Here is a 25,169-nt window from a genome sequence, read left to right as displayed (position 1 = left end):
TTCTCCCTCAGGAGACACCGGGGACGGCGGGCGGGTCCACCGGGATGGGGCGGCGCATCGAGTACGTCACGCTGCTCAGCCGGTGCGGCTCACCCATCACGTGGATCACCGACCGGTCGTAGGCCTGCCAACCGGCCGCCCCCGCCCGGTTCAGGTGCCGGATGTCGTCGAACCGCTCGTCCGTCCCCCAGCGCAGCACGCCACCGGGATGATGGAACGTCGCCGTCCAGTCCATGAAGCGGTCGGATCCCAGCGAGCCGGCCGCGCGGTACTCGAGCCGCGCGTATTCCCAATTGTCCACCGCCCGATTATGCCGTCCGTTTCGGACACCTACACCCCGTCGGTGATCACCGTTTTACCGTTCAGGTGTCGGTAACCGGCCGTCACCAGCTCGCGCAGCAGCTCGACCGCCGGCCAGTCCCCTTCCCGTCCGGTCGCATATCGGTAGCGGTAGACCCCGAACCCGACGATCGACGACCCCCACATGACCGGCTCCGCCCCGGTCGCCTCCCGCATCAGCGCCACGGCGGCCTCGGCGTCAGCCCGCCGCACCGGATCCGCGACCGCCGCCAGGAACTCCGCGGCACTCTGCTCGGTCGGGGTCGTCCTGGGCTCCGCCATCTCCTCACCGTAGGGCCCGGCCGGCGCGTTGTCACAGTCTGAACGCGCGCTTTCCGCCCGGCCGTCCGCCACGCAGAGTCGCGGAAGGGAAACGAAGAGTGGAGGGAGAGGCGGATGAAGGCTGTCCGGGTGCACTCCTACGGGAAGCGGCCGACCGTCGACGACGTGGCCGAACCGCGGGTGACCGGGCCGTTCGACGTGCTCGTGCAGGTGGGTGCGGCCGGCTTGTGCCGCACGGATCTGCACATCGTCGAAGGGCAGTGGGCGGAGAAGTCAGGGGTGGGTCTCCCGTACACGATCGGTCATGAGAACGCGGGCTGGGTGCGCGAGGTGGGCGCGGCCGTCACCAATGTCGCCGTAGGCGACGCGGTGATCCTGCACCCGCTGGCCACCTGCGGGCTGTGCGGGCCGTGCCGGCGCGGCGACGACGTGCACTGCGAGAACTCGCGGTTCCCGGGCATCGACTGCGACGGCGGCATGGCCGACCTGCTGCTGACGAACGCCCGCGCCGTCGTGAAACTGGCGCCGGGGCTGGAGCCGGCCGCGGTGGCCGCGCTCGCCGACGCCGGGCTCACCGCCTACCACGCGGTTCGCAAGGCCGTCCCGCTGCTCGCCCCCGGAACCACCTGTGCCGTGATCGGCGCCGGTGGGCTGGGGCACATCGGCATCCAGTGCCTGCTCGCGATGACCGCGGCCCGGGTGGTCGTCGTCGATCCGAGCGAGCGTGCCCGCAGCCTGGCCCGGGAGCTGGGCGCACACGAGGTGACGGACTCCTTCGGCGGCTCCTTCGAGGGCGCTCACGTCGTGTTCGACTTCGTCGGGGAGCAGGGCTCCGAGCAGGCCGGATTGGCGATGACCCGCCGCGCCGGCAGCTACTACGTGATCGGGTACGGCGGCTCGGTGAACATCCCGACCATCGATCTGATCTCCACCGAGCGCAACATCGTCGGCAATCTGGTCGGCTCCTACACCGACCTCGACGAGCTGATGACGCTCGCCGCGCAGGGCAAGGTCACCCTGCACACGAGGTCCTACCCGCTGTCGGCCGTCAACGAGGCGATGGACGACCTGGAGACCGGACGCCTGGCCGGGCGCGCGATCCTCGTACCCTGAAAGGGGCTGGAATGTATCAGAATCACTTCGTCGTCGACGCGCACACCCATTTCTGGGACGGTAGCCCCGCCAATCAGATCAACCGGTACGGCGAGGGTTTCATCAAGTGTTTCCACGACTATCACTCGAACCTGTCGCCGGACGAGTACAAATGGCCGCTCGAGGATTTCGAACGGTACAGCGAGGAACGGATGATCCGCGACCTGTTCGAGAACGGGTACGACGACGTCGCGATCCTGCAGTCGACGTACCTGACCGACTGGTACGTGAACGGTTTCAACACGACCGAGCAGAACGGCCGGATCGCCGAGCGCCACCCCGGCCGCTTCATCGTCAACGGCCGCTGGGATCCGCGTGACGGCGAGGCCGGCCTCGGCGAGCTGGAACGGTTGCACGAACGCTGGCAGCTGCGCGGTGTGAAGCTCTACACGGCCGAGTGGAAAGGCTACTCGAAGGGCTGGAAACTGTCCGACCCGTGGGCCTACCGCTACCTGGAGAAGTGCCAGGAGCTGGGCATTCGTAACATCCACGTGCACAAGGGCCCGACCGTCTATCCGATGAACCGGGACGCCTTCGACGTGGCCGACGTGGACGACGCCGCCACCGCTTTCCCGGCGCTGAACTTCATCGTCGAGCACGTCGGGTTGCCCCGGCTGGAGGACTTCTGCTGGATCGCCACCCAGGAGCCCAACGTGTACGGCGGCCTCGCCGTGGCGATGCCGTTCATCCACAGCCGCCCGCGCTACTTCGCGCAGATCATCGGCGAACTGCTCTACTGGCTCGACGAGAACCGGATCCTGTTCGGCAGCGATTATGCGATCTGGCAGCCGAAATGGCTGATCGAGAAGTTCGTGGACTTCCAGATACCCGACGACATGCAGGGTGAGTACGGTGTCCTGACGCCGCAGATAAAACGGAAGATCCTCGGCTTGAACGCGGCGCGGCTCTATGACATCAAGGTGCCCGGCGAATTCGACGTGCCCGATGAGCCGTCCGATTCGGGTCCGGCGATCGCCTCCGATTCCGCTTCCTCCGGCGCCGCGGCATGAGAGACCTCGCGTGGGCGGCGCTGGCGGGCGTCCGTGATCCGGAGCTCGACCAGCCGATCACCGATCTCGGATTCGTGGCGTCCCTGGAAGTGGCCTCCCTCGACGTGGCCTCCCTCGACGGGGCCACCCCCGGAACCGGCGACGCCGGGATTCGTGTCGAGCTGCGGCTGCCGACGTACTTCTGCGCCCCCAACTTCGCCTGGCTCATGGTCGCCGACGCCCGGGACGCGCTCGCCGCGATCCCGGGCGCGGGCCCGATCACGGTGACGCTGGTGGATCACTTCGCGGCCGCGGAGATCAACTCTGCGGCGGCCTTCGCTGATCACTTCCAGACAGACGGCTTGGATGGCGATCTGGAAGAGTTGCGGTCGGCGTTCGATCGCAAGGCGCATGTGGCCGCTCAGGAGCGTCTCGCCAGGCAGCTGGCGCCCCTGGTCGGTGATCGTCTCGGCGCGCTCACCCTCGCCGAGGCGTCCCGTCTGGCGCCGGACGCGGCGCAGGCGGTGGCCCGGCGCCGGGAGCGGCTCGCCCTAGTCAGTGATCTTGCGATCTGCGACGAGCGGGGCGCGCCGATCGCCGCCGACCGGCTGGGCGTCTGGTTGCGCTTGGCTCGCACGGTACGGGTGAGCGTCGACGGCAATGCCGAGCTCTGTCGAGGTCTGCTGCGGACCAGGTACGGAGTCACCCGTTCCTGAGCCTGCCGGTTCGGGTCGCGGTCTCGAGAGCCACGGCCCGGCTCGCCCGCACCGCGCCGAGCCGGACGACCCGTTCCACCGACCATCGGTCGGCGCGCATCCGGGCCGTCGGGAGGGAGACCGCGACGGCGCCGACGAACCGGCCCGCCGCGTCGTTGACGGGAGCGGCCATGCAGGACAGTTCCGGCTGGAACTCGTTCACCTCCACGGCGAGGCCGGTACCCCGTACCCGATGAAGTTGCTCTTGAAGTTGGTCTCTATCGGTCACCGTGGCGGCGGTGACGGCAGGCGTCCCGGTCCGGTCCAGCACCGCCTCCCGGTCGGCCGGCTCCAAGGTCGCCAGCATCAGCTTGCCGAAGGCGGTCGCGTGCGGAGCCTCGTGAAAACCGACTCCGAGCGTCCGGATCCGCGGATGCTCGGGGCACTCGTCGACGTGCGCGACGATCATCTCGGCGTTGCGCAGGCTCGCGTAGTACGCCGCGGCATGCGCCTCCCGATGCACCACCGCGGCGACCCGGCACACGCCCGGCGGCACGGCGATCTGCCGGTGCAGCGCCCGGGCCAGGTCGTCGAGGCGGTGCCCGAGGGCGTACGCCCGCTGCTCCGGAAGATGGACGAGGTAGCCGCCGGTGACGAGGGTGGTGAGAAGGTGGTACGTGGTGGGCAGCGTCAGCCCGAGATCACGCGCCACCTCCCGCGCCGCGACCGGCCCGCCCGCCGCGGCGACATGATCGAGCACGCGCATCGCCCGCTCCACTGACTGCAGAACCCCGGTGTTCTTGCCGGTCATGCTCCTCAGACTGCTGCGGTTCCTCGTGGTGAGGAACCGTCCGACCGAATAGCGCGAAAGGTCATAACCGATGATCTTCATTACCGCGAAGTTCCTGATCAAGCCGGAGCACGCCGCACAGTGGCCGGTGATCGCCGGCTCGTTCACCGCCGCCACCCGCTCCGAGGCCGGCTGCCTGTGGTTCGACTGGTCCCGCAGCCTCGACGACCCGAACGAATACGTGCTGGTGGAGGCGTTCCGTGACGGTGACGCCGGCGCGGCCCACGTGAACTCCGCCCACTTCAAGCAGGCCCAGCAGGATCTGCCGCAGTACCTGGCCGCCACCCCTCGCATCATCAGCCAGACCATCGAGCAGACGGGCTGGTCGGAGCTGGGAGAGATGGCGGTCCGTTAGTTCCTAGATGACAGCCGCGACGTACGGGTACCACCTGTTGGCGATCTTGGCGTCTCCGGCGCTGTTCGGGTGCACGCCGTCATAGGTGTCCGTCGCCGTGTCGAACCCGGTCCACTGATCGACGACGGTGATCGGGGACGCCGCCGTGGACAGGCCCGCCGCCCAGGCCGGGATCGCCGCGTTCAGGTCGATCACCCGCTGGCCGCAGTCGGCGCAGGTGGGCGGGTTCAGCGGGATGATCTGGGCGACCAGGATCTTCATATTCGGATTGCCGGCGCGCATCTGGCCGACCAGTGTGGTGTAGGCGCTCAGGATCGTGGCGGGGGACAGATTGCTCCACGCGTCGTTCGTGCCGAAGTGCATCAGCACCACGTCCGGGTCGGTGGCCGACAGCCAGCCCGGCAGCAGATTCTGGTTGGCGACGTTCGTGGCGAGGTAGCCGCCGTGCCCCTCGTTCTCGCCGTCGTAGGTGAAGCCGCACCCCTGCGCCGGCAGCGTGCCGACGAAGTCCACTTCGGCGGCCGGGAGTCTCTGCCACAGCAGGGCGCGCCAGCAGCCCGGCGATCCGGTGATCGAGTCACCCAGCGCCATGATCTTGGTCGGTCCGCCTGTCGGGGGAGTGCTGGTGCTCGGGCTCGGGCTGCTCGGGCTCGGGCTGGTCGGGGTCACGCCGCCGGTGCAGGCCACGCCGTTCAAGGAGAAGCCTGCCGGTACGGGGTTGGCGCCGCTCCACGAACCGTTGAACCCGAACGACGCGGTCCCGCCGGTGGCGACGGCCCCGTTCCAGCCGGCATTGCGCACGGTCACCGCGGCGCCGGACTGCGTGACCGCACCGTTCCACAGCTGGCTGATCGTCTGCCCGGCCGTGAACGACCACGTCACCGACCACGAACTGACCGGGTCGCCGAGGTTCGTCACCTCCACGTTCGCACCGAAGCCGCCCGGCCACTGGCTGGACACGGCGTACTTCACCGAACACCCGGCGGCCGCATCAGCCCTGGTGGCGACCGCCCCGAACCCGGCCACGAGCACAGCGGTGGCCCCGGCGAGGACAGCCAGTCTCCGTGAATGCATGGGGATCTCCAATCAAACCGTTGGGAGCGCTCCCATTAACCCACATCAATGGCTTGTTCCGATACCGGCGGTCGCCGCCCGCCCCGTTCCTCCGGCTGTGACTGGTTGCTGTGCCGGGGGTCGCTCGGCAGCAATGAGCCACAGCCGGCCGGCGCCGGCCGTGGGTTGCTGTGATCCGGGACCGCTGAACAGCGACAACCCGCGGCGTCCCGCGCTGCGTGAGCAGACTGCCCGGGCAGAGCCGTCAGCGCGCCATGGCTGGTACTGATCCCCGTGCCGGTACTGACGCCGTGCCGGTACTGATCCCCGTTGCCGGCACTGATGACCCCCCGTGCTGGCACTGATCCCCGTGCCGGCACCGAACCCGCGCCGGTAAACAGGCCACCGACCGACTCCAGGATCTCGTCCCGCCGCGCGGAACTCCGTGCCCGACAAGCCCCGGATCCAGCACGGCGTGCCACAACCGAGTCCCGCCCGCCGGCCCACGATGAGCCCGGAGGTCACGACCGCGCATCAGCTTCCGCCCCCGACACGTGCCTGGCTACGGCTCGCCGGGGCCGGAAGCCAGCAAGGACGACACCGGCAGGCCACGGATCGACGCGTCCAGCACCTGCGCCGTATGCGCGAGCGCGATCGACCCGCCGCGCCGCCGGACGGCGGAGGCCACCTGCATGAGGCAGCCGGGGTTCGCGGTGACCAGCAGGGACGCTCCCGTGGAGAGCACCGCCGAGGCTTTCCGATCGCCGAGGGCGGCGGCCGGTTCGGGGTTGAGGACGTTCCACACGCCGGCCGAGCCGCAGCAGATCTCCGGCTCGCTGATCGGCACCACGGTGAGGGCGGGAATCCCGGCGAGCAGGGCTCGTGGTTGCGCGGTGATCCCCTGGGCGTGCCCGAGATGGCAGGCGTCGTGATAGGCCACCGACACGGGCAGCGGATGCCGGGGAGCGGCGGGGCCGAGTTCGACGAGGAGTTCGGCCAGGTCACGGACCTTCGCAGCGAACGCCGCAGCCCGCGACGCATAGGCCGGATCATCCGCGAGCAGGTCGCCGTACTCCTTCAGCGACGACCCGCACCCGGCCGCGTTCACCACGAAGTAGTCCATCCCGGTCGTCTCGAAGAGGGCGATGAGCCGCCGGGCGAACCGCTGCGCCTCCGCGCGGCGGCCGTTGTGCGTCGAAAGGGCGCCGCAGCATCCCTGACCTGCGGGAATGAGGACTTCACAGCCTTCGGCGGCGAGGACGCGTACGGTCGCCGCATTGACGTCGGGGAAGAACGCGGATTGCACGCACCCGGTGAGCATGCCCACGACGGCCCTCTTCGCGCCGCGGGCCGCGACGCGGCGCGGCGGCGGGGGCACCGAGCGAAGGCGAGGCGCGAGACTCTCCAAGGTCGCGAGGGTGGGTGCCAGTCGTTCCACGAGGCCGGTGCGGCCTACGAGCTTCTGCAGACCACTTCGCTGGTACGCCGCGAGCGGCCACTTGAGCAGCCGTAACCGCCGGGGATAAGGGAAGATCGCGAAGATGGCGGCGCGGAGGGCGCGGTCCCGCCCGGTGCGGGGATGGAGCCGTTCGATCTGGGCGCGGGTGTCCTCGATGAGCCGGTCGTACTTCACCCCGGACGGGCAGGCGGTCACGCACGCCATGCAGCCGAGGCAGTTGTCGAAGTGGCCGACCATCGAATCGCTCAGTGGCTCACCGGACAGTCCCTGGCCGATCAGGTGGATGCGGCCGCGCGGCGAGTCCATCTCCTCGCCCCAGAGCGTGTAGGTCGGGCAGGTCGTCAGGCAGAACCCGCAGTGCACGCAGTCGGAGACCAGGTCGGCGCTCGGCGGCCGATCACCGTCGAAGGCGGTCCGGCCACCGTTTTCAGCAGCACGAAGAGCATCGGGTGGGTTGCCGGTCCCGTGGGTGGCGTCCACATCAGCCATCGAAGCGCCTCCGAGTAAGAGCGAGGGTCAGATACCGCCGGCGAAACGCCCCGGCGCGAACCGGTGCGCGGGATCGAACTGGTCCTTCACCCGGCGCATCAGCGCGAGCCCGGGCACCGGCCCCCACATGTCCAGGGTGTCCCGGACGTCGTCGGGCGCGGTCAGCACGACGGCGTGCCCGCCGGCCCGGACCGCGGCGGCCCGGAGCAGCTCGACGCGTCCGTGCGGGTCACCGGTGAAGCCCGCGTAGAGGACGCCGGCCCCGGCCGACCCGGTGACCGTCGCGCCCGCGCCGACGGCGGTCGCCACCAGGGCCGGGACCTGCGACAGCACGCCGGTCAGCTTGACCAGGACGGTGCCCGGCGGGGTGACGCCCCACCACGGCGGCGGCTCGTCGGACACCTCGCCGTCGAGGAGGTGCGCCACTTCGGCGGAGCGGTCGGCGGCGCCTTCGAGCAGCACCGCGATCTCCGGGTCGGCGCCGGGAACGGCGTGCACCTCGAGCGCGCTGGCGGCGAACTGCCCGGCGAGGATGCGGGCGGCCGATCCGGGTGGTGCTGCCGCACGTACGAAGAAGGCGGTGGCCGGAACCGGATGCAGGCGGAAGACGCACTCGGTGATCAAGCCCAGGGTTCCGAAGGAACCGGTGTAGAGCTTGCCCAGGTCGTAGCCCGCCACGTTCTTGACGACCTTGCCGCCCGCCTTGGTGATCGTGCCGTCCGGCCGGACCACGGTGATCCCGATGAGCAGGTCCCGGGCAGTCCCGTAGCGCAGCCGGCGCGGACCGCTCGCGTTCGCGGCCACCGTGCCGCCCGCCGTCGCCGTGGCCGGGGCGTCGAGCGCGAGCTGCTGACCGGGCAGGGCGTGCAGCTCGGCCATCGGCGTCCCGGCCCGGACCACGGTGATCAGGTCGCCGGCCGCGTGCTCGACCACCCCGGTGAGCCGGCGCGTGTCGATGATCAGGTCGAGGTCGCGGGGCGGCGTACCCCACTCGATCTTCGTGCCACCGCCGCGGATCACCACGTTCAGATCCGCGGACGCGGCGATCAGGGCCGCTGCCTCCTCGGTGCTGGCCGGCGCCGCGACCAGCCGGGCCGGCACACCACCGACCACGTCGTCGTCACCGGCCTTGACCGCGAGATCGTCCAGTGCGGACATCTAGAAGACCTCCACGCCGTCGAAGGCCGCGTGCTTGCGGGAACCGGGCCGTTCCCCGCAGAGCCGTGGCGTCGGGAACACCTTGCCCGGGTTCGCCAGGTTGTCCGGGTCGAACGCGCACCGGACCAGGTGCATCGTCTCCAGGTCGGCGTCGCTGAACATCCGGGGCATGTACCGCGCCTTGTCCACACCGACGCCGTGCTCACCGGTGATCGAGCCGCCGTGCTCGATGCAGAGATCGAGGATCGCCCCGGAGACCGCCTCGGCGCGCTCGGCCTCGCCCGGCACCGCGTCGTCGAAGAGCACGAGCGGATGCAGGTTGCCGTCGCCGGCGTGGAAGACGTTCGCGACCCGGACGCCGTGCTCGCCGGCGACCTCGTTGATCCGGCGCAGCACCACCGGCAGCGCGGTCCGCGGGATCACCCCGTCCTGCACGATGTAGTCCGGGCTGATCCGGCCGACCGCCGCGAACGCCGACTTGCGGCCGCGCCAGATCAGCTGCCGTTCCTGGTCGTCGGCGGCCACCCGCAGCTCGAACGCGCCGGCCTCCTCGCAGAGCCGGGTGACCGCGCCGAACTGGGCCTCCACCTCGGTGACCGGACCGTCCAGCTCGACGATCAGCACGGCACCGGCGCCCGCCGGATAGTTGCAGTGCACCGCCGACTCGGCCGCCTCGATCGACAGCGCGTCCATCATCTCGATCGCCGCCGGCACGACCCCGGCCGCGATGATCGCCGAGGTGGCGGCACCGGCGTGGTCGGTCGAGTCGAACGCGGCGAGCAGCGTCCGGACGGTCTCCGGCAGCCGGGTCAGCTTCACCGTCACCTCGGTGGCGATCCCGAGCGTGCCCTCGGAGCCGACGAACGCGCCGAGCAGGTCGTACCCCGGGGTGTCCGGGGCCATCCCGCCCAGCCGGACCACCTCGCCGTCCGGGGCGACCACCCGCAGGCCGGTCACGTGGTTCGTGGTGAAGCCGTACTTCAGGCAGTGGGCGCCGCCGGAGTTCTCCGCCACGTTGCCGCCGATCGAGCAGATCTGCTGGCTGGAGGGGTCGGGCGCGTAGTAGTAGCCGTGCGGCGTCGCGGCCTTCGTCACCTGCAGGTTGATCACTCCGGGCTGCACGACGGCCCGCTCGTCCTCCGGCCGCAGGTCGATGATCTCGCGCAGCTGCGACGTCACGATCAGCACGCCGTCCGCATGGGGGAGAGCGCCGCCGCTGAGCCCGGTCCCGGAACCGCGCGCCACGAACGGCACCTTCGCGGCAGCGCACTCGCGGACCGCCGTGGCGACGTCCTCCTCGGAGCCGGCCAGCACCACGAGCGCGGGGATGACCTTGTAGTGGGCGAGGCCGTCGCATTCGTACGTCCGCAGCTGCTGCCGGTCGGTGAGCACCCGCTCAGCACCGATCCGCGCCCGCAGACGCGCGGCGAGAACATCGATTGCCATCATGGCCTCCCGCGGCGGCCGGTCGCCGGTGACACCGCCTTCCCGTCACGCTAACGGTGATTAAGGCCGAACGCGACGGGTGCGCCCGAGGCGTGAGATCACCGCGTGAGGCGCCACCCGGTCAGCGGTTTCGCCGGGCGGCCCTCGACCGCGGCGATCAGCCCGTCCAGCGCCGGAGCCAGCGGGCTTCGCTCCGGCCGGGTCAGGACGAACTCCTCGGCACGGCCGGAGATCGCGAGGCGGAAGACCATCTCCCGCCAGGCGTGCGCCAGGGGCCGCGGCTGCCCGGCGAGCCGTTCCGCTTTCGCCCAGCAGTCCTCGGCGCCGTCCGGATCGAACCGCACCCCGGCCCGGACCAGTGTCGCCAGGTTGTGCGTGGTGAGGATCTGCGCCTGCTCGATGATCATCCCGTTCGCGGCCGGCAGCCCGCGCAACTCCGTGAAGCCGGCCCGCTTCCGGCACAGCTGCGCGAAGGTCGCCGCCCCGGTGGGGAGACCGGCGTAGTCGGCGGCGTAGTACTGCTCGTAGATCGTCCCGCTCAGCAGCTCCCCGGCGATCCGGGCGGCGGCCACGAACTTGGCGCTGAACCGGCCGTCGAAGATGTCCGCCGCCAGCTCCTCCACCCACGGCAGGTCGAGCCCGGCCTCGCGGCTGACCGCGGCGAGTTCGCGGACCATCGGGTTGGGGATCAGCGTGCCCGGAAACGATCCGACGGTGAGTTCGCCGAGCCGGCGCAGCGTCGCGGCGGCCGCGGCCCGTGTGTCGCCACTGGCCCGTCGATGCCCGGCCACCGCCCGCACCCAGGGCAACTCCTCCGGCCGCACCTGCGACTGCAGGTCGGTGAGGAGCACCGAGCGCCGATTCCGGAACGCCAGGTGGTTCGCCGCCATGATCCGCCGCAGCACGGGGTCGGGGTAAGCGTCCGCCACCGTCCGCGCGGCGATCCGCGGCACCAGTCGCGCGAGGACCTCGGCGCTCGGCACGAGTCCGGCTTCGATCAGATCCTCGACCGGTGCGGCGGTGGCCCGTGCCAGGATGGCCCGGATGCGATCGGGCACCGCCGTCCCGTCCACCGGCGTGATCAGCGCGTCGATCTCCAGGACGCCGGTGTGCTGCGGCAGGGGACCCATCCGCCGGGCCACCGCGTGCGCGATCTCGTGGTGCGGCTTGAGCGCCGCGTCGGCGGCCTGCCGCGCCCGCAGAGCCCGATGCCCGGGACTGCCGGGAGATCCACGCCGCGCCACCATCGCGTCCACCACGCTCTGCACCAGCCCGCGCCGCCACTCCCGGCCGGCCAGCACGTCGTCGAGCGCGGTCCGCAGCACGGTCAGGTTCGCCTTCGGCCCGGCATGGCGCCGGCTGGGCGGGTACCGCTCCGCGAGCTCCGCGAATCGGTCCAGGAGCTGCCGCGCCTCCCTCTTCACGTCAACCCCCAGATGTACGCCGACACGCCCGTTCTCGGCCGTCGTCAGCCAGAGCGCGAGGACGTCATCACTGAACAGGTTCCACACCGTGAGCGTGTCGCGCATCGTCGCGATCCGCGGCTGCGGTCCACGGCTCAGCAGCGCGTCGCGGACCCGGCCGGCCGGGTCCCGCCAGACGAACTCCGGATCGAGCTCGGGATCGGCGGCCGGCTCCGGCGCGAACCGCAGCCGGTTGATGAACGGCGCGACCGTCTCCAGCAGTGCCGTCGCGGCGTCGTGATCACCGGCCTCGATCAGCCAGCGCAGCACCGGCAGCACCGACTCCTCGGGCAGCGCGACCCGGTCGCCCTCGGCAGCCGTGGCGTGCTCGAGCCGGTGCCGGAAGACCGAGGCGCGGTCGTGGGGGAGGTCGTGACGGTCGGCGTACGCCGACTCCCAGCCCTGCAGCAGCGGGTTGCCGGCGGCCGCCCGCCCGGTCGCGAAGCCACCGTGGATCACCTCGGGGGTGACCCAGGCGGGCAGCTCGGGCACGGGTGTGCGAGAGCCGATGAACAGCTCGCCGTCGAGCATCCCGTGCAGGACCGCCTGCCAGCGCGCGATCCGGCCCTCGGCGCGCTCGCGGGTCGCCGGGTCGGGGTGGGTGGTGGCGGTCTCGGCCGCCTTGGCCAGCTGCCCGAGTGGGTATCCGGCGCCGATGATCTCGTCCCCGTGCTGATTCATGCCGACGTGGCAGGCTTTGCTCCTGCGCCCTCCCGGTCCTGAGCCGGGCACTCTGCTGACTGAGCTACACGCCGTGGTGCCGGGAACGATAGCCGCCTGCCTGCACGGTGGCGACCGGTATTCGCCGAATCACCCTGCGTCGATGCTTTTCGCCAAACCGCTACCGTCTGTCAAGATGGCCCGATGTTCGTGACTGCCGCGCCAAAGAAGGCGACCAGTGTCGTTCTCGCCGCCGCGTGCGCGCTCGCCGTCGTGGCCGGTTGCGGCTCGTCGGACGAGCCGGATCCCGGCCCGGACGGCGGCCTGGTCAGCGTCACCACCATGCGCGGCGCGTTCCTCCAGGCGTCCGAGGTCGGCCCCACCTGGGCCGCGCCGGAGGAGAGCGCCGCCCCCGCGGCGCAGCTGGTCAGCTTCTGCGGCGGCACGACCACGCCGCCGGAGGTCCCGCCGGGCGCGCAGCTGGTCGCCGCGTCGCTGGCCGACGAGGGGCAGACCGGCGCGCAGACACTGCATCAGACCGCGCTGGTCTACCCGGACGCCGCCTCCGCGCAGGCCGGGCTCGCGCTGCTGCGGACCGTCGCCGACCAGTGCCGGCCGTCGACCGAGGTGCCGGCGACCGTGACGTCGGATCGCAACGAGCCGGCGTACACCGAGACGGCCGAGGTCCGCGATCTCGACGAGGGCGGCTGGACCGGTTTCGTGATCGTGCGGCACAAGAAGTACGAAGCCACTCACCCCGGTACGGCGGACACCGCCGTGGCAGTGCTGACCAGCCGGAACGTGGTGCTCGTGGATACCTATGCGATCTACCGGCTGGACAACGCGTCCGCTTCGCCGAACTTCGAGGCGGACTGGCAGAAGCTCGTCGGCTCGGTCGTCCAGCGCGTGGGATAGACAGCGTGACCTCAGTGGTCTATTGTTCGCCATGCGCCGTTGTGAGTTCTTCCCCCGTGGAATTCACAGCGGCGCCCTTATTTTCCGGCCGTCTTCCTCAGAAGCGGGCTCGGCCCGGACGCGTCCACCCGACCGTCTGATGCGGACTCAACCGACTCGGTGAACTTTCTTGAGCATGGTTCGGTGATGCCCTAAGCTTCTGGTCGGCCCATAAACCTCAGTTTATGGCCGGCCTGCATCGGGGGATGTGCATCAGCCGTTCTTGCACCACGAGGCTCTCGCCTTGCAAGATCGTGCTGCTGCTCATGGTCGGTCATGAGGTGTGTGTCGAATGGTCCAACAGTGGGCCTGCGGGGGAGTGGTGCGGAGTGTCCGGTACGGAAGGGGTCTTCTCGATCGCCGGGAAGCTGGACCGGCTCTTCCGCGCCACCGGCCGTCCGGAGCCCAGCTACATGACAGTGGCCGAGGCGATCCGGGCCGGTCAGGGCGTGGCCATCTCCCACACCTACATCTGGCAGCTGCGCACCGGCCGCCGGGACAACCCGACGGTGCAGCACCTGACCGCCCTCGCGGAGTACTTCGGCGTGCCGGTGGCCTACTTCATCGACGACGAGGTGACCCGCCGCGTCGACGGTCAGCTGGAGCTGCTGAGATCGCTGAGCGGCGCCGGCGTCACCGAGATCGCGTTACGGGCCGCCGACGTCTCCCCGGACGGGCGCAGGGCCATCACCGAGGCGATCCGGAAGGTCTGGGAGTCCGAGCATCCGAACGGCTGAGACCCTTCTTCCTGTACGCCCGGCTCACCCGTGACAGCCACTCCACCTCATCGTCCATGCTCGGTCCGACCGGCGCCCATCGGCCCGGCGTCCCGTCCGGCGGTAGGCCCGTCTCCCGCTGCCGCAGCGCGATCATGATCCGCTTCGCCTCCACCGCTGGATCCCCGATCTCCTCCGGGCAGCCGGCGGGCAGATAGGGGCGCAGCGCCAGCAGGCCGTCGCGGATCTCGATGACCCGGCGGTAGAGCCGCAGCCGCACGCCGCCCACGCCGGTCAGCTGCAGCGCCGCCCGGGCCGGTGACATCAGCACGACCTCCGGGAACGCCGTCCGCATGGCGCTCCACAGCGGACGCAGCACGACCAGTGATCGGTACGCCGCGAGGACCGGCCCGAGCAGCACGACGGCCGGCACCGCTCCGCCGAACAGGTAGAGCAGCGCCCCGGCGGTGCGAACCGTCACGAGCCATGGCTCCCAGGCGGTCAGGTCCAGCGGCACGCCCGCATCCCACGCCCCGATCAGCAGGGCCTTGACCAGGGCGTAGAGGCCGATCAGCAGGATGCCGTTGCCCATGGTCAGGATGCCGCGGCGGACGTACCCGGACGGCGCGGCCCGGCCGATGATCGTGCAGGCACGCGCGTTGAGCAGCATCAGGAACGCGAGATAGCCGTGGAAGACCGCCCAGTACGCCACCTCGGTGGCCGTGGCCGACCGGAACGGATCCTCCGGCGTCGCCGGGACCGCGGAGATCGTCAGGAACGCCAGCATGGCGCCGGTCAGCGACCACTGCACCCACGGCCGGCCGGTCCCGGTCACCAGGCAGACGAAGCTGAGCAGCAGCTGGGCCGCGACGATCGCGCAGAGGTGGGCGGCGACCGGCACCGGACGGCCGCCGGCGATCGCGGGCAGCGCGAAGCTCGCGGCGAGAGCGCAGAAGAGCAGGTTCGCCCAGAGCAGGCGCTGTCTCAGGTCGCGGCGCAGGTTGGGCAGACGAGCCACGACGGTCACCCAGAGGAGCACGGCGACCGCGGCGGAGGCGATCACCTGCCCGTCGCGCCCAGCGCGTCGGCTATGCGGTTGACGGCCGTGCCGAGCGTCGCGTTGCCGAACATCCGGCCGGCGCCGGGGTCGTGGGCCGTCGACGGCTCCCGGGTCGTACGGATCATGGAAGCCAGCATCTCGGCCTCGCGTTCCTGCTCGGTCGAGTACGCCGCCCGGGCGAGCATGCGGCTGATCATCGCCGGGTCGAGGTCGGGGAAGAGCTGAGCCGCCAGGTCGGTGTTGCCGGTCCTCTGCCCGTGGCCACAGAGCATGTGCGCGATCTCGTGCAGCACGATGTGCTCGGCGTGCAGCGGCGAGGTCTCCGGGTCGTAGAAGACGTAGTCGGCCGCCGGCAGGCCGAGGTAGAGACCGCAGGGGGCGCCCGGGCCCAGGCCCGCGAGGGGTTGCCGGTGCAGCGGCCGGCCGCGCGAGGCGGACACCTCGGCGCAGAACAGATCGAGGTCGAACGGATCGGGCACCCGGATGCCCCGCAACCGCTGCTTCAGTGTCGCCGGCCCCATTGGGGAAACGCTACCTCGCACCCGGCGATCCGCGTAACCGCCCCGGGCGCGGGCCCGCGCTGCGCGGTTCTGCTCGGAGAGAGCGTGATCCGATCAGGGTTCTTCGTATGGGTGTGGAAAAAGCCACGGGCTGTTAACTATTCGCTTCCTCCGTGCTTAGCCTTACGAATCCCGGGGCACGAACACATTTCGGCCGCGGATTCGTAACCGGAGGTGGGTGCGGCATGAAGTTCGTCTACGACTTCCATGAAGGCAACAAGGACCTCAAAGATCTTCTCGGTGGCAAGGGCGCCAATCTCGCGGAGATGACGAACCTCGGCCTCCCCGTCCCGCCCGGATTCACGATCACCACTGAGGCATGCCAGCGATTCCTCCTCGACGGCACGCACGTCGACGGCCTCGACGGCGAGATCGACGAGCACCTCGCGACCCTGGAACGCGACATGGGCCGGCGGCTCGGCGACCCGGCCGACCCGCTGCTCGTCTCGGTACGCTCCGGCGCCAAGTTCTCCATGCCCGGCATGATGGAGACCGTCCTCAACGTCGGCCTCAACGACGCGTCGGTCGACGGGCTGTCCCGGCAGGCCGGTGGCAACGACCGGTTCGCCTGGGACTCCTACCGCCGGCTCATCCAGATGTTCGGCAAGACCGTGTGCGAGGTGCCGGGGCACGAGTTCGAGGACGCGCTGCACGAGGCGAAGGTCGCGAAGGGCGTCACCGACGACGTCCAGCTCGATGCCGACGATCTCCGCACGCTCGTCACGGCGTACAAGAAAGTCTTCTTGAAACACACCGGGCACGACTTCCCGCAGGATCCGCGGGAGCAGCTCGACCTGGCGATCGCCGCGGTGTTCCGGTCGTGGAACGCGGACCGTGCCGTGCTCTACCGCCGTCAGGAGCGCATCCCCACCGACCTGGGTACGGCCGTCAACGTGGTGGCGATGGTCTTCGGCAACCTGGGCGCCGACTCCGGGACCGGAGTCGCCTTCACCCGCGATCCGGCCACCGGTGAGCAGGGCGTCTACGGCGACTACCTCTCCGACGCGCAGGGCGAGGACGTCGTCGCCGGCATCCGCAACACGCTGTCGCTGGCCGATCTGGAACGACTCGACAAGAAGTCCTACGACGAGCTCATGCAGATCATGGCGACGCTCGAAGGGCACTACCGCGACCTGTGCGACATCGAGTTCACGATCGAGCGCGGCAAGCTGTGGATGCTGCAGACCCGCGTCGGCAAGCGGACCGCCGCCGCCGCGTTCACCATCGCGAGCCAGCTGGTCGACGAGGGTGTCATCGATCTCGACGAGGCGCTCGTCCGGGTCAGTGGCGCCCAGCTCGCCCAGCTGATGTTCCCGCGTTTCGATCTCTCCGACGAGCCGGACTCGATCACCCGTGGTGTCGGCGCCTCGCCGGGCGCGGCCTTCGGCGAAGTGGTCTTCACGGCCGCCCGTGCCGTCGAGGTGGCAGCCGAGGGCAAGGCGGTCATCCTGGTCCGGCGCGAGACCAACCCGGACGACCTGCCCGGCATGATCGCCGCCCAGGGCATCCTGACCAGCCGGGGCGGCAAGACCTCGCACGCCGCCGTGGTCGCCCGTGGCATGGGCAAGACGTGTGTCTGCGGCGCCGACGCCATCGAGGTCTCCTCCTCGTCGTTCACCGTCGGCTCGGCCGTCGTGAACGAGGGCGACGTCATCTCCATCGACGGCACCACCGGTCGTGTCTACCTCGGCGAGGTGCCGGTGCGGCCCAGCGAGGTCGTGCAGTACTTCGAAGGCGACCTCGATCCGGCACAGGCCAACGATCCCCTGGTCGCGGCGGTGCACCGGATCCTCACCCACGCCGACGAGAAGCGGCGCCTGCACGTGCGGACCAACGCCGACACCGGCGCCGACGCGGCCCGGGCCCGGCGGTTCGGCGCTCAGGGCATCGGCTTGTGCCGTACCGAGCACATGTTCTTGGGCGATCGGCGTGAGCTGGTGGAGCGGCTGATCCTGGCGCGCACCGACGCCGAACGCGACGACGCCCTCGCCGCCCTGCTGCCCCTGCAGCGCGCCGACTTCCTGGACATCTTCCGGGAGATGAACGGCCTGCCGGTCACGGTCCGGCTGATCGACCCGCCGCTGCACGAGTTCCTGCCGTCGCTGGAGGAGCTGGCCGTGAAGGTGGCCGTCCAGCACGAGCACGGGCAGCGGGTGGAGCACGACGAGCAGTTGCTGGCCGCGGTGCGCCGGATGCACGAGCAGAATCCGATGCTCGGGCTTCGTGGCGTACGGCTGGGCCTGGTCATCCCCGGTCTCTTCGCGATGCAGGTGCGTGCCATCGCCGAGGCGGCGGTCGCGCTCGCCGCCGAGGGCGGCAAGCCGCGCCCGGAGATCATGGTTCCGCTGGTCGGTGCGGTTCAGGAGCTGGAGACGGTACGCGCGGAAGCGTCGAAGATCATCGACACCATCGTGGGTTCGTCCGGCGTGGACATCCTCATCGGCACGATGATCGAGGTGCCGCGGGCGGCGCTCACGGCCGGGCAGATCGCCGAGGCGGCCGAGTTCTTCTCGTTCGGCACCAACGACCTCACCCAGATGGCCTGGGGCTTCTCGCGTGACGACGTCGAGGGCGCGTTCTTCTGGCGCTACCTGGAGCTGGGCATCTTCGGCATCTCGCCGTTCGAGTCGATCGACGCCGACGGCGTGGGCCGGCTCGTGCGGATCGCCGCCGAGGAGGGCCGGGCTGCCCGGCCCGGCCTGAAGCTGGGCGTCTGCGGCGAGCACGGCGGCGACCCGGACTCGGTCCATTTCTTCCACGAGGTCGGATTGGACTACGTGTCCTGCTCGCCGTTCCGCGTCCCGATCGCGCGTCTCGAAGCGGGCCGCGCGGCGGTCGAATCGGAGGGCTCCGACCATCGATGAGCGCCTTAGCCCTTTTGGCCGTCTGTGCACATGCCTTTTGACGTGAGTGGTATCAGCCGGGTGGAGACGTGTCGGTCGGGCGGAAAGTGTCGTAGGGCGGGTCTAGCGTCCGGGGCATGACTTCTCGACTGAATCCATACATCTCCTTCAACGGCAACGCGCGCGAGGCCGTGGAGTTCTACCGCGGCATCTTCGGCGGCGAGTTGACCGTCTCCACCTTCGGCGAGTTCGGCATGCCCGACCCCGCCTTCCAGGACAAGGTCATGCACGCGCAGCTGGAGACGCCGCAGGGCTACACGCTGATGGCCTCCGACACCCCGCCCGGCATGGGGTGGAACCCGGGCGACACCATCACCGTCAGCCTGAGCGGCGACGCCGAGGACGGCCTGCGCGAGGTGTGGGACAAGCTGGCCGAGGGCGCCGAGGTGAAGGTGCAGCTGGAGAAACAGATGTGGGGCGACGAGTTCGGCCACCTCGTCGACCGCTTCGGCGTCCCCTGGATGGTGAACGTGGCCCAGGCGAAGTGATCTAGCCGGCTCTATCCGGCTGCTGATCGCAGGGCTTCGCGGACCGGCTGGAGGGCGGTCAGCGCCTTGGGCAGGCCGTCCTCCCAGAGGTCGCGCCACTCGGAGTCGTCGCCGGCGACGCGGTCGAGGGCTCGCAGCGCCAGGGCCGGCAGGTCGGCGGGGATGTCCAGAGTGCCGCCCCCGGTGAGGAAATCCGGGGCGTAGGCGGAGGTGAGCGGCGAGCCGCTGGGCAGCTGCGAGGCGATGACCGCCGCGGCGGCGACGGCGGCGGAGCCCTCGTGGCTGTCCAGGTACTCGCCCTCGTGCAGCACCGCGGTGAGCGTGTCGCGGATCAGTTCGACGCGGCGAGCCGGTTCGGCGTCCTGGAGATCGCCGCACCAGTCGGCGGCGCTGTCGTTGTCGAACGGTCCGAAGTCCCAGGCGCCCATCGTTGTCCTCCGCTGCTCGGCCTCCGCGACTTGCCCTCCGGGAAAGATCATATGAGTGCCGCCTCACGGAACCGGCCACAGGGGAGGTTCCGGGGGCCGACACTCTGTGTTCCTACCCGCCCGTACCGTGGCCTATCCTGGGAACTTCATGCAAATCTGAAAGAGATGATGGTCACGTTTCGCTACGCAGAGTCGCGATGGTCACCGGTGTCGAGCTTCCGACACCGACTCTCAGAAACGCCTCAGCGATCGTCGCCCGTAACTGAATGGATCACTGTTTCCGCAGCTCACAGCTTTCTTGAGCGGTGATCGAGAACGTGATCAAATCGGACCAAAGCTGGGATCCGGGACTTCCCGAGGCCTGTGTCGGCGGACACGAAATGTATTCCTCGGGGCCCACCTTTGATCAAGGTGGAGCCTAGACTCTCCGCGAATCCTGTGGTCGCGCGAGCTGGTGGGCTCGGGTGCCGCTGCGCCCGCGACTGTCCGGTGGCGGTCGTCAATTTTGCTGGAGGGGGAGCGAAGTGCCGGAGGGGGAGGGCCACGTGAACGTCGACCGGCCGATCCGGGAGTGGAACGGCCTGATGATTCCGGATCCCGGTGTGTACACACTGGACGAGGCGCACAAGAGGATCGGGTTCGTCGCCCAGCACATGATGGTCAGCCCGATCCGCGGCGAGTTCGCGAAGGGCACCGCGCAGATCTACGTGGGTGAGGACCCGCTGCAGTCGCAGGTCACCGCCAGCATCCGGTCCGACAGCATCAACACGCACAACCCGGAGCGGGACACGCACCTGTCCAGCGCCGACTTCCTCGACGTCGAGCGCTACCGGACCCTCGAGTTCCGCAGCACCGGCATCAAGTGGGAGGCGGAGAGCGACCCGATCTTCCAGTGGGCGCGGCTGCGCAACAACCCGCTGGCCCGCCGCAACAACACGCAGACCGACCTGCCCTCGGCGGCGACCCGGGCATCCGGCCGGTTCGTGGTGAGCGGCCTGCTGACGATCAAGGACGTCACCCGGCCGATCAACCTGAACATGGAGTTCGGCGGCGCGCGCCGCGACCCGTACGGCCGCGACATCTTCGGCTTCAGCGCCTCCGCCGAATTCGACCGCGAGGACTACGGCCTGGTCTGGAACGTCCTGCTGGAGAGCGGCGGCGTCCTGGTAGGTAAAAAGGTCCGCATCGAAATCGCCGGCGAAGCCATCCGCGACAGCTGACCGGGCCGGCCGCGTGCCGCCAAACACGCGGCCCGCTCGGTTGGTTGCGCGTGCCGGGCCGCTTGGTTGGTTGCGCGTGCCGGGCCGCTTGGTTGGCTGCGCGTGCCGGGCCGCGCGTGCTGGGCCGCTTGGTTGGTTGCGCGTGCTGGGCCGCTTGGTTGGCTGCGCGTGCCGGGCCGCTTGGTTGGCTGCGCGTGCCGGGCTGCCTGGTTGGTCGCGCGTTCGCGGCGGCCTGGTCGGGGGTCTTCGGGCGCGTGGGCGTTCGGGTCGGCGGATCAGTCCCAGTCGGGCTCCGGGCCGGCCCACTCGTCGTCGGCCAGCAGTCGCTGCCCGTTCCCGGAGCTCGTATCCGTCGCGGCCGGGCTCATCGAATCCGCGCTCGGAGCTGCCGGGGAACTCGCCGAGGCGTTTGCGGCGGGTGCTGAGCGCGGCGTCGTCGCGGGCAGGGTGTCCGGCGTTGCCGCGGGCGGCGCGCTCGGTGCTGCGCCCGGCGCCGCTGCGGGGTGGGTGTCCGGCGTTGCCGCGGGCGGCGCGCTCGGTGCTGCGCCCGGCGCCGCTGCGGGGTGGGTGTCCGGCGTCGTCGTGAGTGGCGCGGTCGGTGTTGTCGCGGCGGGAGCCGGGGTGCCGCTCACCACTGCGAGGACCTGGTCGCCGAATTTGGTCAGCTTGCTCTGGCCCACGCCTGTCACGTCGCCGAGCTGGCCCAGCGTCGACGGCGCCATCACGGCGATGGCCCGGAGAGTGGCGTCGTGGAAGATGACGTAGGCGGGCACGCCCTGCTCCTTCGCCACCGAGGCGCGCCAGGCCCGCAGGCGTTCGAAGAGCGGCGCCGCCGATTCCGGGAAGTCGGCCGGGGCCGCCGCCGGCTGGCGGGACGCCGACTGTTTGGGCCGGGCCGGGGTGGTCTCCCGGCGCATCGGCAGTCTGCGTTCGCCGCGCAGCACCTCGCCGCTGCGCTCGGTCAGGGCCAGGGTGCCGTATTCGCCCTCGACGGCCAGGAAACCGCCGGCGAGCAGCTGACGCACCACGCCCCGCCACTCCGCCTCACGCAGGTCGGCGCCGATGCCGAAGACGCTGAGCTGGTCGTGCCGGAACTGGCTGACCTTCTCGGTGCGCTTGCCCATCAGGATGTCGATCGACTGCCCGGCGCCGAACTTCTGATTGCGCTCCTTCTGCAGCCGGAACACCGTGGAGAGCAGCTTCTGGGCCGGCACGGTCCCGTCCCACGACTCCGGCGGCGACAGGCACGTGTCGCAATTGTCGCACTTGTCGGGGGCGTCGGACTGGCCGAAGTATTCCAGCAGCTGCCCGCGGCGGCACGTCACGCTCTCGCAGAGGGCCAGCATCGCGTCGAGGTGGCGCTGGGCGTTACGCCGGAACGCGACGTCCCCCTCCGAACTGTCGATCATCTTGCGGAGCTGGACCACGTCCTGCAGGCCGTACGCCAGCCAGGCCGTCGAGGGCAGCCCGTCCCGGCCCGCACGACCGGTCTCCTGGTAGTAACCCTCGACGGACTTGGGCAGATCCAAGTGGGCGACGAAGCGTACGTCAGGCTTGTCGATCCCCATGCCGAAGGCGATGGTCGCGACCATGACCAGACCGTCCTCGCGCAGGAAGCGCGACTGGTTCCCGGCGCGGGTCCGCGCGTCGAGGCCGGCGTGGTAGGGCAGGGCCGGGATCCCGTTGTCGGCGAGGAACTGGGCGTGCTTCTCCACCGACGCCCGGGACAGGCAGTAGACGATGCCCGAGTGCCCGGCGTGCTCGCTGCGGAGCAGGTCGAGCAGCTGCTTGGCCGGCGAGCTCTTCGCGACGATCCGGTACTGGATGTTGGGCCGGTCGAAGCTCGACGTGAAGTGGCGAGCCTCGGTCAGCTGCAGCCGGTGCGCGATCTCGTCGCGGGTGGCCGGGGTGGCGGTGGCGGTCAGCGCGATGCGGGGCACGTCCGGCCAGCGCTCGTGCAGCATCGACAGGTTCAGGTAGTCGGGCCGGAAGTCGTGACCCCACTGCGCCACACAGTGCGCCTCGTCGATGGCGAACAGCGAGATCTTGCCTCGGTCGAGCAGGCGCTGCACACCGGCCGTGCCGAGCCCTTCGGGAGCGACGTAGAGCAGGTCGAGCTCGCCGGCCACGAACTCGGCCTCGACCAGCCGGCGCTCGTCGAGGTCCTGCGACGAGTTCAGGAAGTTCGCCCGGACGCCGAGCGTGCGCAGCGCGTCGACCTGGTCCTGCATGAGCGCGATCAGCGGCGAGATCACCACGCCGGTGCCGGGCCGGACCAGGGCCGGGATCTGGTAGCAGAGCGACTTGCCGCCGCCGGTCGGCATCAGGACCAGGGCGTCGCCGCCACCGATCACGTGCTCGACGATCTCCGCCTGCTGTCCTCGGAACGATGGGTAGCCGAAGACCCGGTTGAGGGCGTCGGTGGCGTCTGACACGGAGAGGGGGAGAGCCGAAGTCACCCCGCGATAGTAGAGAGGTCCACCGACAATCGGCGCGGGCCTGTGGATAACTCTAGGGAGTGACGCCGGCCAGCCCGACGAGGTCGAGGATCTGCCGGGCCGGGCTCCCGGGCAGCGCCACCAGCGTGAGCGGCGCGTCAACGCCGTGGCTCTCGGCGATCAGATGCAGGGCGGATACGCCGGCGCTGGCCAGATGTGTCACTCCGGAGAGGTCGACCGTCATCGGCACGGTGCCACCACGACTGCGACGCAGGAGTTCCTGACGGGCATGCGCGGCGGAGGCGGTGTCGACCGGGCCGTTGAGACGTACCTGAGCCTCGTCTCCTCCCGGAAGCTCGGTGATGATCAGTTCGCCGGCCGGGATCGGGATCGGTGGGAAGTCGTCGAAGCTGCTCAGAAGCCGTGCGGGGCGGCTCAGCGGATGCCGGACGGTCGCGATGGTGCCGTGCGGGCCGGGATCGACGCGCAGGCTCTGCACGAGCTGGGCGGTGAGCGCGAGACCACGGCCACGGGTCGGCTGCCGTTCCGGCACACGCCAGCCGCCATGATCGGCCACCGTGGCCTCGACCTGGCCGTTCGTGGTGATCGACATGCGGATCTCGATGACGTCCTTGCCGAAGTCGCCGCCGAAAGCGTGCTCGATCGCGTTGGTCGCGAGTTCGCCGAGGGCGTGCTGCAACACGAAGACGTCATGCTCCGCGGCCCCGGCGGCGGTGAGCCAGTCTCCGATCCGCGTGCGAGCCCCCCGGAGAGCAGCCGGCTCCGCCGGAAGATCAATGGCCAGATTTGGTACGGGGGAAACGCGCTGAGCAGCGAGAAGAGTGATGTCGTCGGCATGACCGCCCGACCGCACCAGCAATTCCACGGTCTGCGTGCAGACCCGTTCCGCGGCGGTCGCGCCCGGATCGTGCAGCGCCCGGCCGGCGGCGGCGTCGGCGGCCACCTGGGCGAGCTCCGCGGCGCCGTCCGCACCGGCCCCCGGACGCTCCACGATCCCGTCGCTGTAGAGCAGCAGCAGGTCGCCGGTGGACAGCCGGGCCGACCGGACCGGAAACGTCCCACCCGTGCCCAGCGGCATCCCGCCGGTACCGGGCAGATAACGCGTCGCCCCCGTCGCGGAGATCAGCAACGGCGGCGGATGGCCGGCCGTGCAGTACGACATCTCGCCCGTGGCCGGGTCCAATAATGCGAGACAGACGGTCGCGGCGTGCGCGGCGCGTACCCGCGAAGTCAGCCGATCGGCGGCGGCGAGCGCCTCCGCGATGCCGGCGCCCGCATCCAGGCGCTCCTGCAGCACCGCCCGGAGCTGGCCCATCACACCGGACGCGGTGACACCGTGCCCGACCACGTCACCGACCACCAGCGCGACCTGTCCGTCCGGACGCGACACCGCGTCGAACCAGTCGCCGCCCGCCGCGGTGTCCGCATCGGCCAGCAGATAACTCGCCGCCACCTGCAGGCCCGGCAGCACCGGGAGCCCGGACGGCAGCAGCTCCCGCTGCAGCGCGGTGACCACGTCCCGGCTCTGCTCGTAGCGCAGGCGCAGCCGGTCGGCCTCCGCCTCGGCGGCGAGCCGGGTGCGGGACAACTCGGTGACGTCGAACGCCGCGCCGATCACGCCGCGCATGCTGCCCGACTCGTCGAGCCACGGGACGATCGTGAACGTCGCGTACATCTCGTGCACCGAACCGTCCGGCTGCTCGATGTGCGCCCGCCACTGCCGCCCGGTGATCGGCACGCCGGTCCGGTACACCTCGTAGTACGCGTCCATGAACTGCTGGCCGGAGAGGTCGGCGATGACCTCACGGATCGGCCGGCCGATCACGTCGCGTCCGGGCAGGACCGCGCGGGTGGCGGCGTTGCACGCCACCAGCAGCAGGTCCGGCCCTTCGCACACGGCGACGATGAAGGGAAGCTGATCGACCGCACCGAGCATCGCGTCGAGCTCGCCCGCTCCCGGAAGGTTCACGCCCGTCACCATCCCATCGTGA

21 protein-coding genes, 1 tRNA gene and 1 pseudogene are annotated in these 25,169 nt (G+C 70.4%); 9 read left to right on the top strand and 14 right to left on the bottom strand.

Annotation, left to right across the window (positions count from 1 at the left end):
* Positions 1–7 precede the first annotated feature (7 nt).
* Both EP757_RS37885 and EP757_RS37880 read right to left on the bottom strand, forming a co-directional pair.
* Positions 8–301: a hypothetical protein gene (locus EP757_RS37885; RefSeq protein WP_127553147.1), complete on the bottom strand. Its 294-nt coding sequence runs from the start codon at positions 299–301 to the stop codon at positions 8–10.
* A gap of 29 nt (positions 302–330) precedes the next feature.
* Positions 331–621, bottom strand: coding sequence for a hypothetical protein (locus EP757_RS37880; protein ID WP_127553146.1), 291 nt, complete (start codon positions 619–621; stop codon positions 331–333).
* Between the two features lie 114 nt (positions 622–735).
* Between EP757_RS37880 and EP757_RS37875 the strand changes: the two genes are divergently transcribed.
* From EP757_RS37875 to EP757_RS37865, 3 genes are read left to right on the top strand one after another with little or no spacing between them, the layout of a single operon-like run.
* On the top strand, positions 736–1,734 hold the full coding sequence (locus tag EP757_RS37875) for an NAD(P)-dependent alcohol dehydrogenase (RefSeq protein ID WP_127553145.1): 999 nt from the start codon (positions 736–738) through the stop codon (positions 1,732–1,734).
* A gap of 11 nt (positions 1,735–1,745) precedes the next feature.
* On the top strand, positions 1,746–2,783 hold the full coding sequence (locus EP757_RS37870; protein ID WP_127553144.1) for an amidohydrolase family protein: 1,038 nt from the start codon (positions 1,746–1,748) through the stop codon (positions 2,781–2,783).
* Positions 2,780–3,478, top strand: coding sequence for an iron-sulfur cluster assembly protein (locus EP757_RS37865; protein ID WP_127553143.1), 699 nt, complete (start codon positions 2,780–2,782; stop codon positions 3,476–3,478). The genes EP757_RS37870 and EP757_RS37865 overlap by 4 nt, the downstream gene beginning before the upstream one ends.
* Here EP757_RS37865 and EP757_RS44710 read toward each other — a convergent pair.
* Positions 3,465–4,268, bottom strand: coding sequence for an IclR family transcriptional regulator (locus EP757_RS44710; RefSeq protein WP_160166006.1), 804 nt, complete (start codon positions 4,266–4,268; stop codon positions 3,465–3,467). The two genes, EP757_RS37865 and EP757_RS44710, sit on opposite strands and share 14 nt — an antisense overlap.
* A 70-nt stretch (positions 4,269–4,338) precedes the next feature.
* On the opposite strand from EP757_RS44710, the gene EP757_RS37855 reads away from it, so the two are divergent.
* Positions 4,339–4,662 (top strand): putative quinol monooxygenase, encoded by a 324-nt coding sequence (locus EP757_RS37855; RefSeq protein WP_127553141.1) that lies wholly within the window; start codon positions 4,339–4,341, stop codon positions 4,660–4,662.
* Positions 4,663–4,665: 3 nt separating this feature from the next.
* On the opposite strand, the gene EP757_RS44935 is transcribed toward EP757_RS37855, so the two are convergent.
* The 6 genes from EP757_RS44935 to EP757_RS37825 form a co-directional block, all read right to left on the bottom strand.
* Positions 4,666–5,736, bottom strand: coding sequence for a cellulose binding domain-containing protein (locus EP757_RS44935; protein ID WP_127553140.1), 1,071 nt, complete (start codon positions 5,734–5,736; stop codon positions 4,666–4,668).
* A gap of 541 nt (positions 5,737–6,277) precedes the next feature.
* Positions 6,278–7,663 (bottom strand): (Fe-S)-binding protein, encoded by a 1,386-nt coding sequence (locus tag EP757_RS37845; protein ID WP_174262486.1) that lies wholly within the window; start codon positions 7,661–7,663, stop codon positions 6,278–6,280.
* 27 nt (positions 7,664–7,690) lie between these two features.
* Positions 7,691–8,821, bottom strand: a complete 1,131-nt coding sequence (locus EP757_RS37840) for an FAD-binding oxidoreductase (protein WP_127553139.1) — start codon at positions 8,819–8,821, stop codon at positions 7,691–7,693.
* A complete protein-coding gene (locus tag EP757_RS37835; RefSeq protein ID WP_127553138.1) occupies positions 8,822–10,270 on the bottom strand; it encodes an FAD-linked oxidase C-terminal domain-containing protein in 1,449 nt (482 codons plus the stop codon).
* Between the two features lie 95 nt (positions 10,271–10,365).
* The gene (locus EP757_RS43100) at positions 10,366–12,411 is read right to left on the bottom strand and encodes a hypothetical protein (protein ID WP_160166005.1); all 2,046 of its coding nucleotides are present in this window, start codon (positions 12,409–12,411) and stop codon (positions 10,366–10,368) included.
* Between the two features lies 1 nt (position 12,412).
* Positions 12,413–12,485 (bottom strand) — tRNA-Leu (locus EP757_RS37825).
* A 109-nt stretch (positions 12,486–12,594) separates the two neighbouring features.
* Here EP757_RS37825 and EP757_RS37820 point away from each other — a divergent pair.
* Both EP757_RS37820 and EP757_RS37815 read left to right on the top strand, forming a co-directional pair.
* Complete coding sequence (locus EP757_RS37820) at positions 12,595–13,305, top strand: hypothetical protein (RefSeq protein ID WP_127553137.1); 711 nt, start codon at positions 12,595–12,597, stop codon at positions 13,303–13,305.
* A gap of 368 nt (positions 13,306–13,673) precedes the next feature.
* Positions 13,674–14,081: a helix-turn-helix domain-containing protein gene (locus EP757_RS37815; protein ID WP_127553136.1), complete on the top strand. Its 408-nt coding sequence runs from the start codon at positions 13,674–13,676 to the stop codon at positions 14,079–14,081.
* On the opposite strand, the gene EP757_RS37810 is transcribed toward EP757_RS37815, so the two are convergent.
* Entirely contained in the window at positions 14,032–15,123 is a 1,092-nt protein-coding gene (locus tag EP757_RS37810) for an MAB_1171c family putative transporter (protein ID WP_127553135.1), read from the bottom strand. The genes EP757_RS37815 and EP757_RS37810 overlap by 50 nt on opposite strands.
* Positions 15,120–15,641 carry a hypothetical protein gene (locus EP757_RS37805; RefSeq protein ID WP_127553134.1) on the bottom strand — a complete coding sequence of 174 codons (522 nt, stop codon included), beginning with the start codon at positions 15,639–15,641 and terminating at the stop codon, positions 15,120–15,122. The genes EP757_RS37810 and EP757_RS37805 overlap by 4 nt, the downstream gene beginning before the upstream one ends.
* A 224-nt stretch (positions 15,642–15,865) precedes the next feature.
* Between EP757_RS37805 and ppdK the strand changes: the two genes are divergently transcribed.
* Together ppdK and EP757_RS37795 are read left to right on the top strand one after the other, a co-directional pair.
* Positions 15,866–18,544: a pyruvate, phosphate dikinase gene (ppdK, locus tag EP757_RS37800; protein ID WP_127553133.1), complete on the top strand. Its 2,679-nt coding sequence runs from the start codon at positions 15,866–15,868 to the stop codon at positions 18,542–18,544.
* Between the two features lie 116 nt (positions 18,545–18,660).
* Complete coding sequence (locus tag EP757_RS37795) at positions 18,661–19,071, top strand: VOC family protein (RefSeq protein WP_127553132.1); 411 nt, start codon at positions 18,661–18,663, stop codon at positions 19,069–19,071.
* Positions 19,072–19,082: 11 nt separating this feature from the next.
* On the opposite strand, the gene EP757_RS37790 is transcribed toward EP757_RS37795, so the two are convergent.
* Positions 19,083–19,499, bottom strand: a complete 417-nt coding sequence (locus tag EP757_RS37790) for a DUF4259 domain-containing protein (RefSeq protein ID WP_127553131.1) — start codon at positions 19,497–19,499, stop codon at positions 19,083–19,085.
* Between the two features lie 584 nt (positions 19,500–20,083).
* Between EP757_RS37790 and EP757_RS37785 the strand changes: the two genes are divergently transcribed.
* A complete protein-coding gene (locus EP757_RS37785) occupies positions 20,084–20,719 on the top strand; it encodes a YceI family protein (protein WP_174262573.1) in 636 nt (211 codons plus the stop codon).
* A 626-nt stretch (positions 20,720–21,345) separates the two neighbouring features.
* On the opposite strand, the pseudogene recQ reads toward EP757_RS37785, so the two are convergent.
* A pseudogene (gene recQ, locus EP757_RS37780) lies at positions 21,346–23,178 on the bottom strand (DNA helicase RecQ); the annotation flags it as partial.
* 52 nt (positions 23,179–23,230) lie between these two features.
* The gene (locus EP757_RS37775; protein ID WP_232050216.1) at positions 23,231–25,147 is read right to left on the bottom strand and encodes a SpoIIE family protein phosphatase; all 1,917 of its coding nucleotides are present in this window, start codon (positions 25,145–25,147) and stop codon (positions 23,231–23,233) included.
* Positions 25,148–25,169 lie beyond the last annotated feature (22 nt).

This window comes from Actinoplanes sp. OR16 (assembly GCF_004001265.1).
In the GTDB taxonomy this organism is placed as follows: Bacteria; Actinomycetota; Actinomycetes; order Mycobacteriales; family Micromonosporaceae; genus Actinoplanes.
Note: the sequence above shows the minus strand (reverse complement) of the source record. Positions and strands in the feature narration are given on the sequence as shown.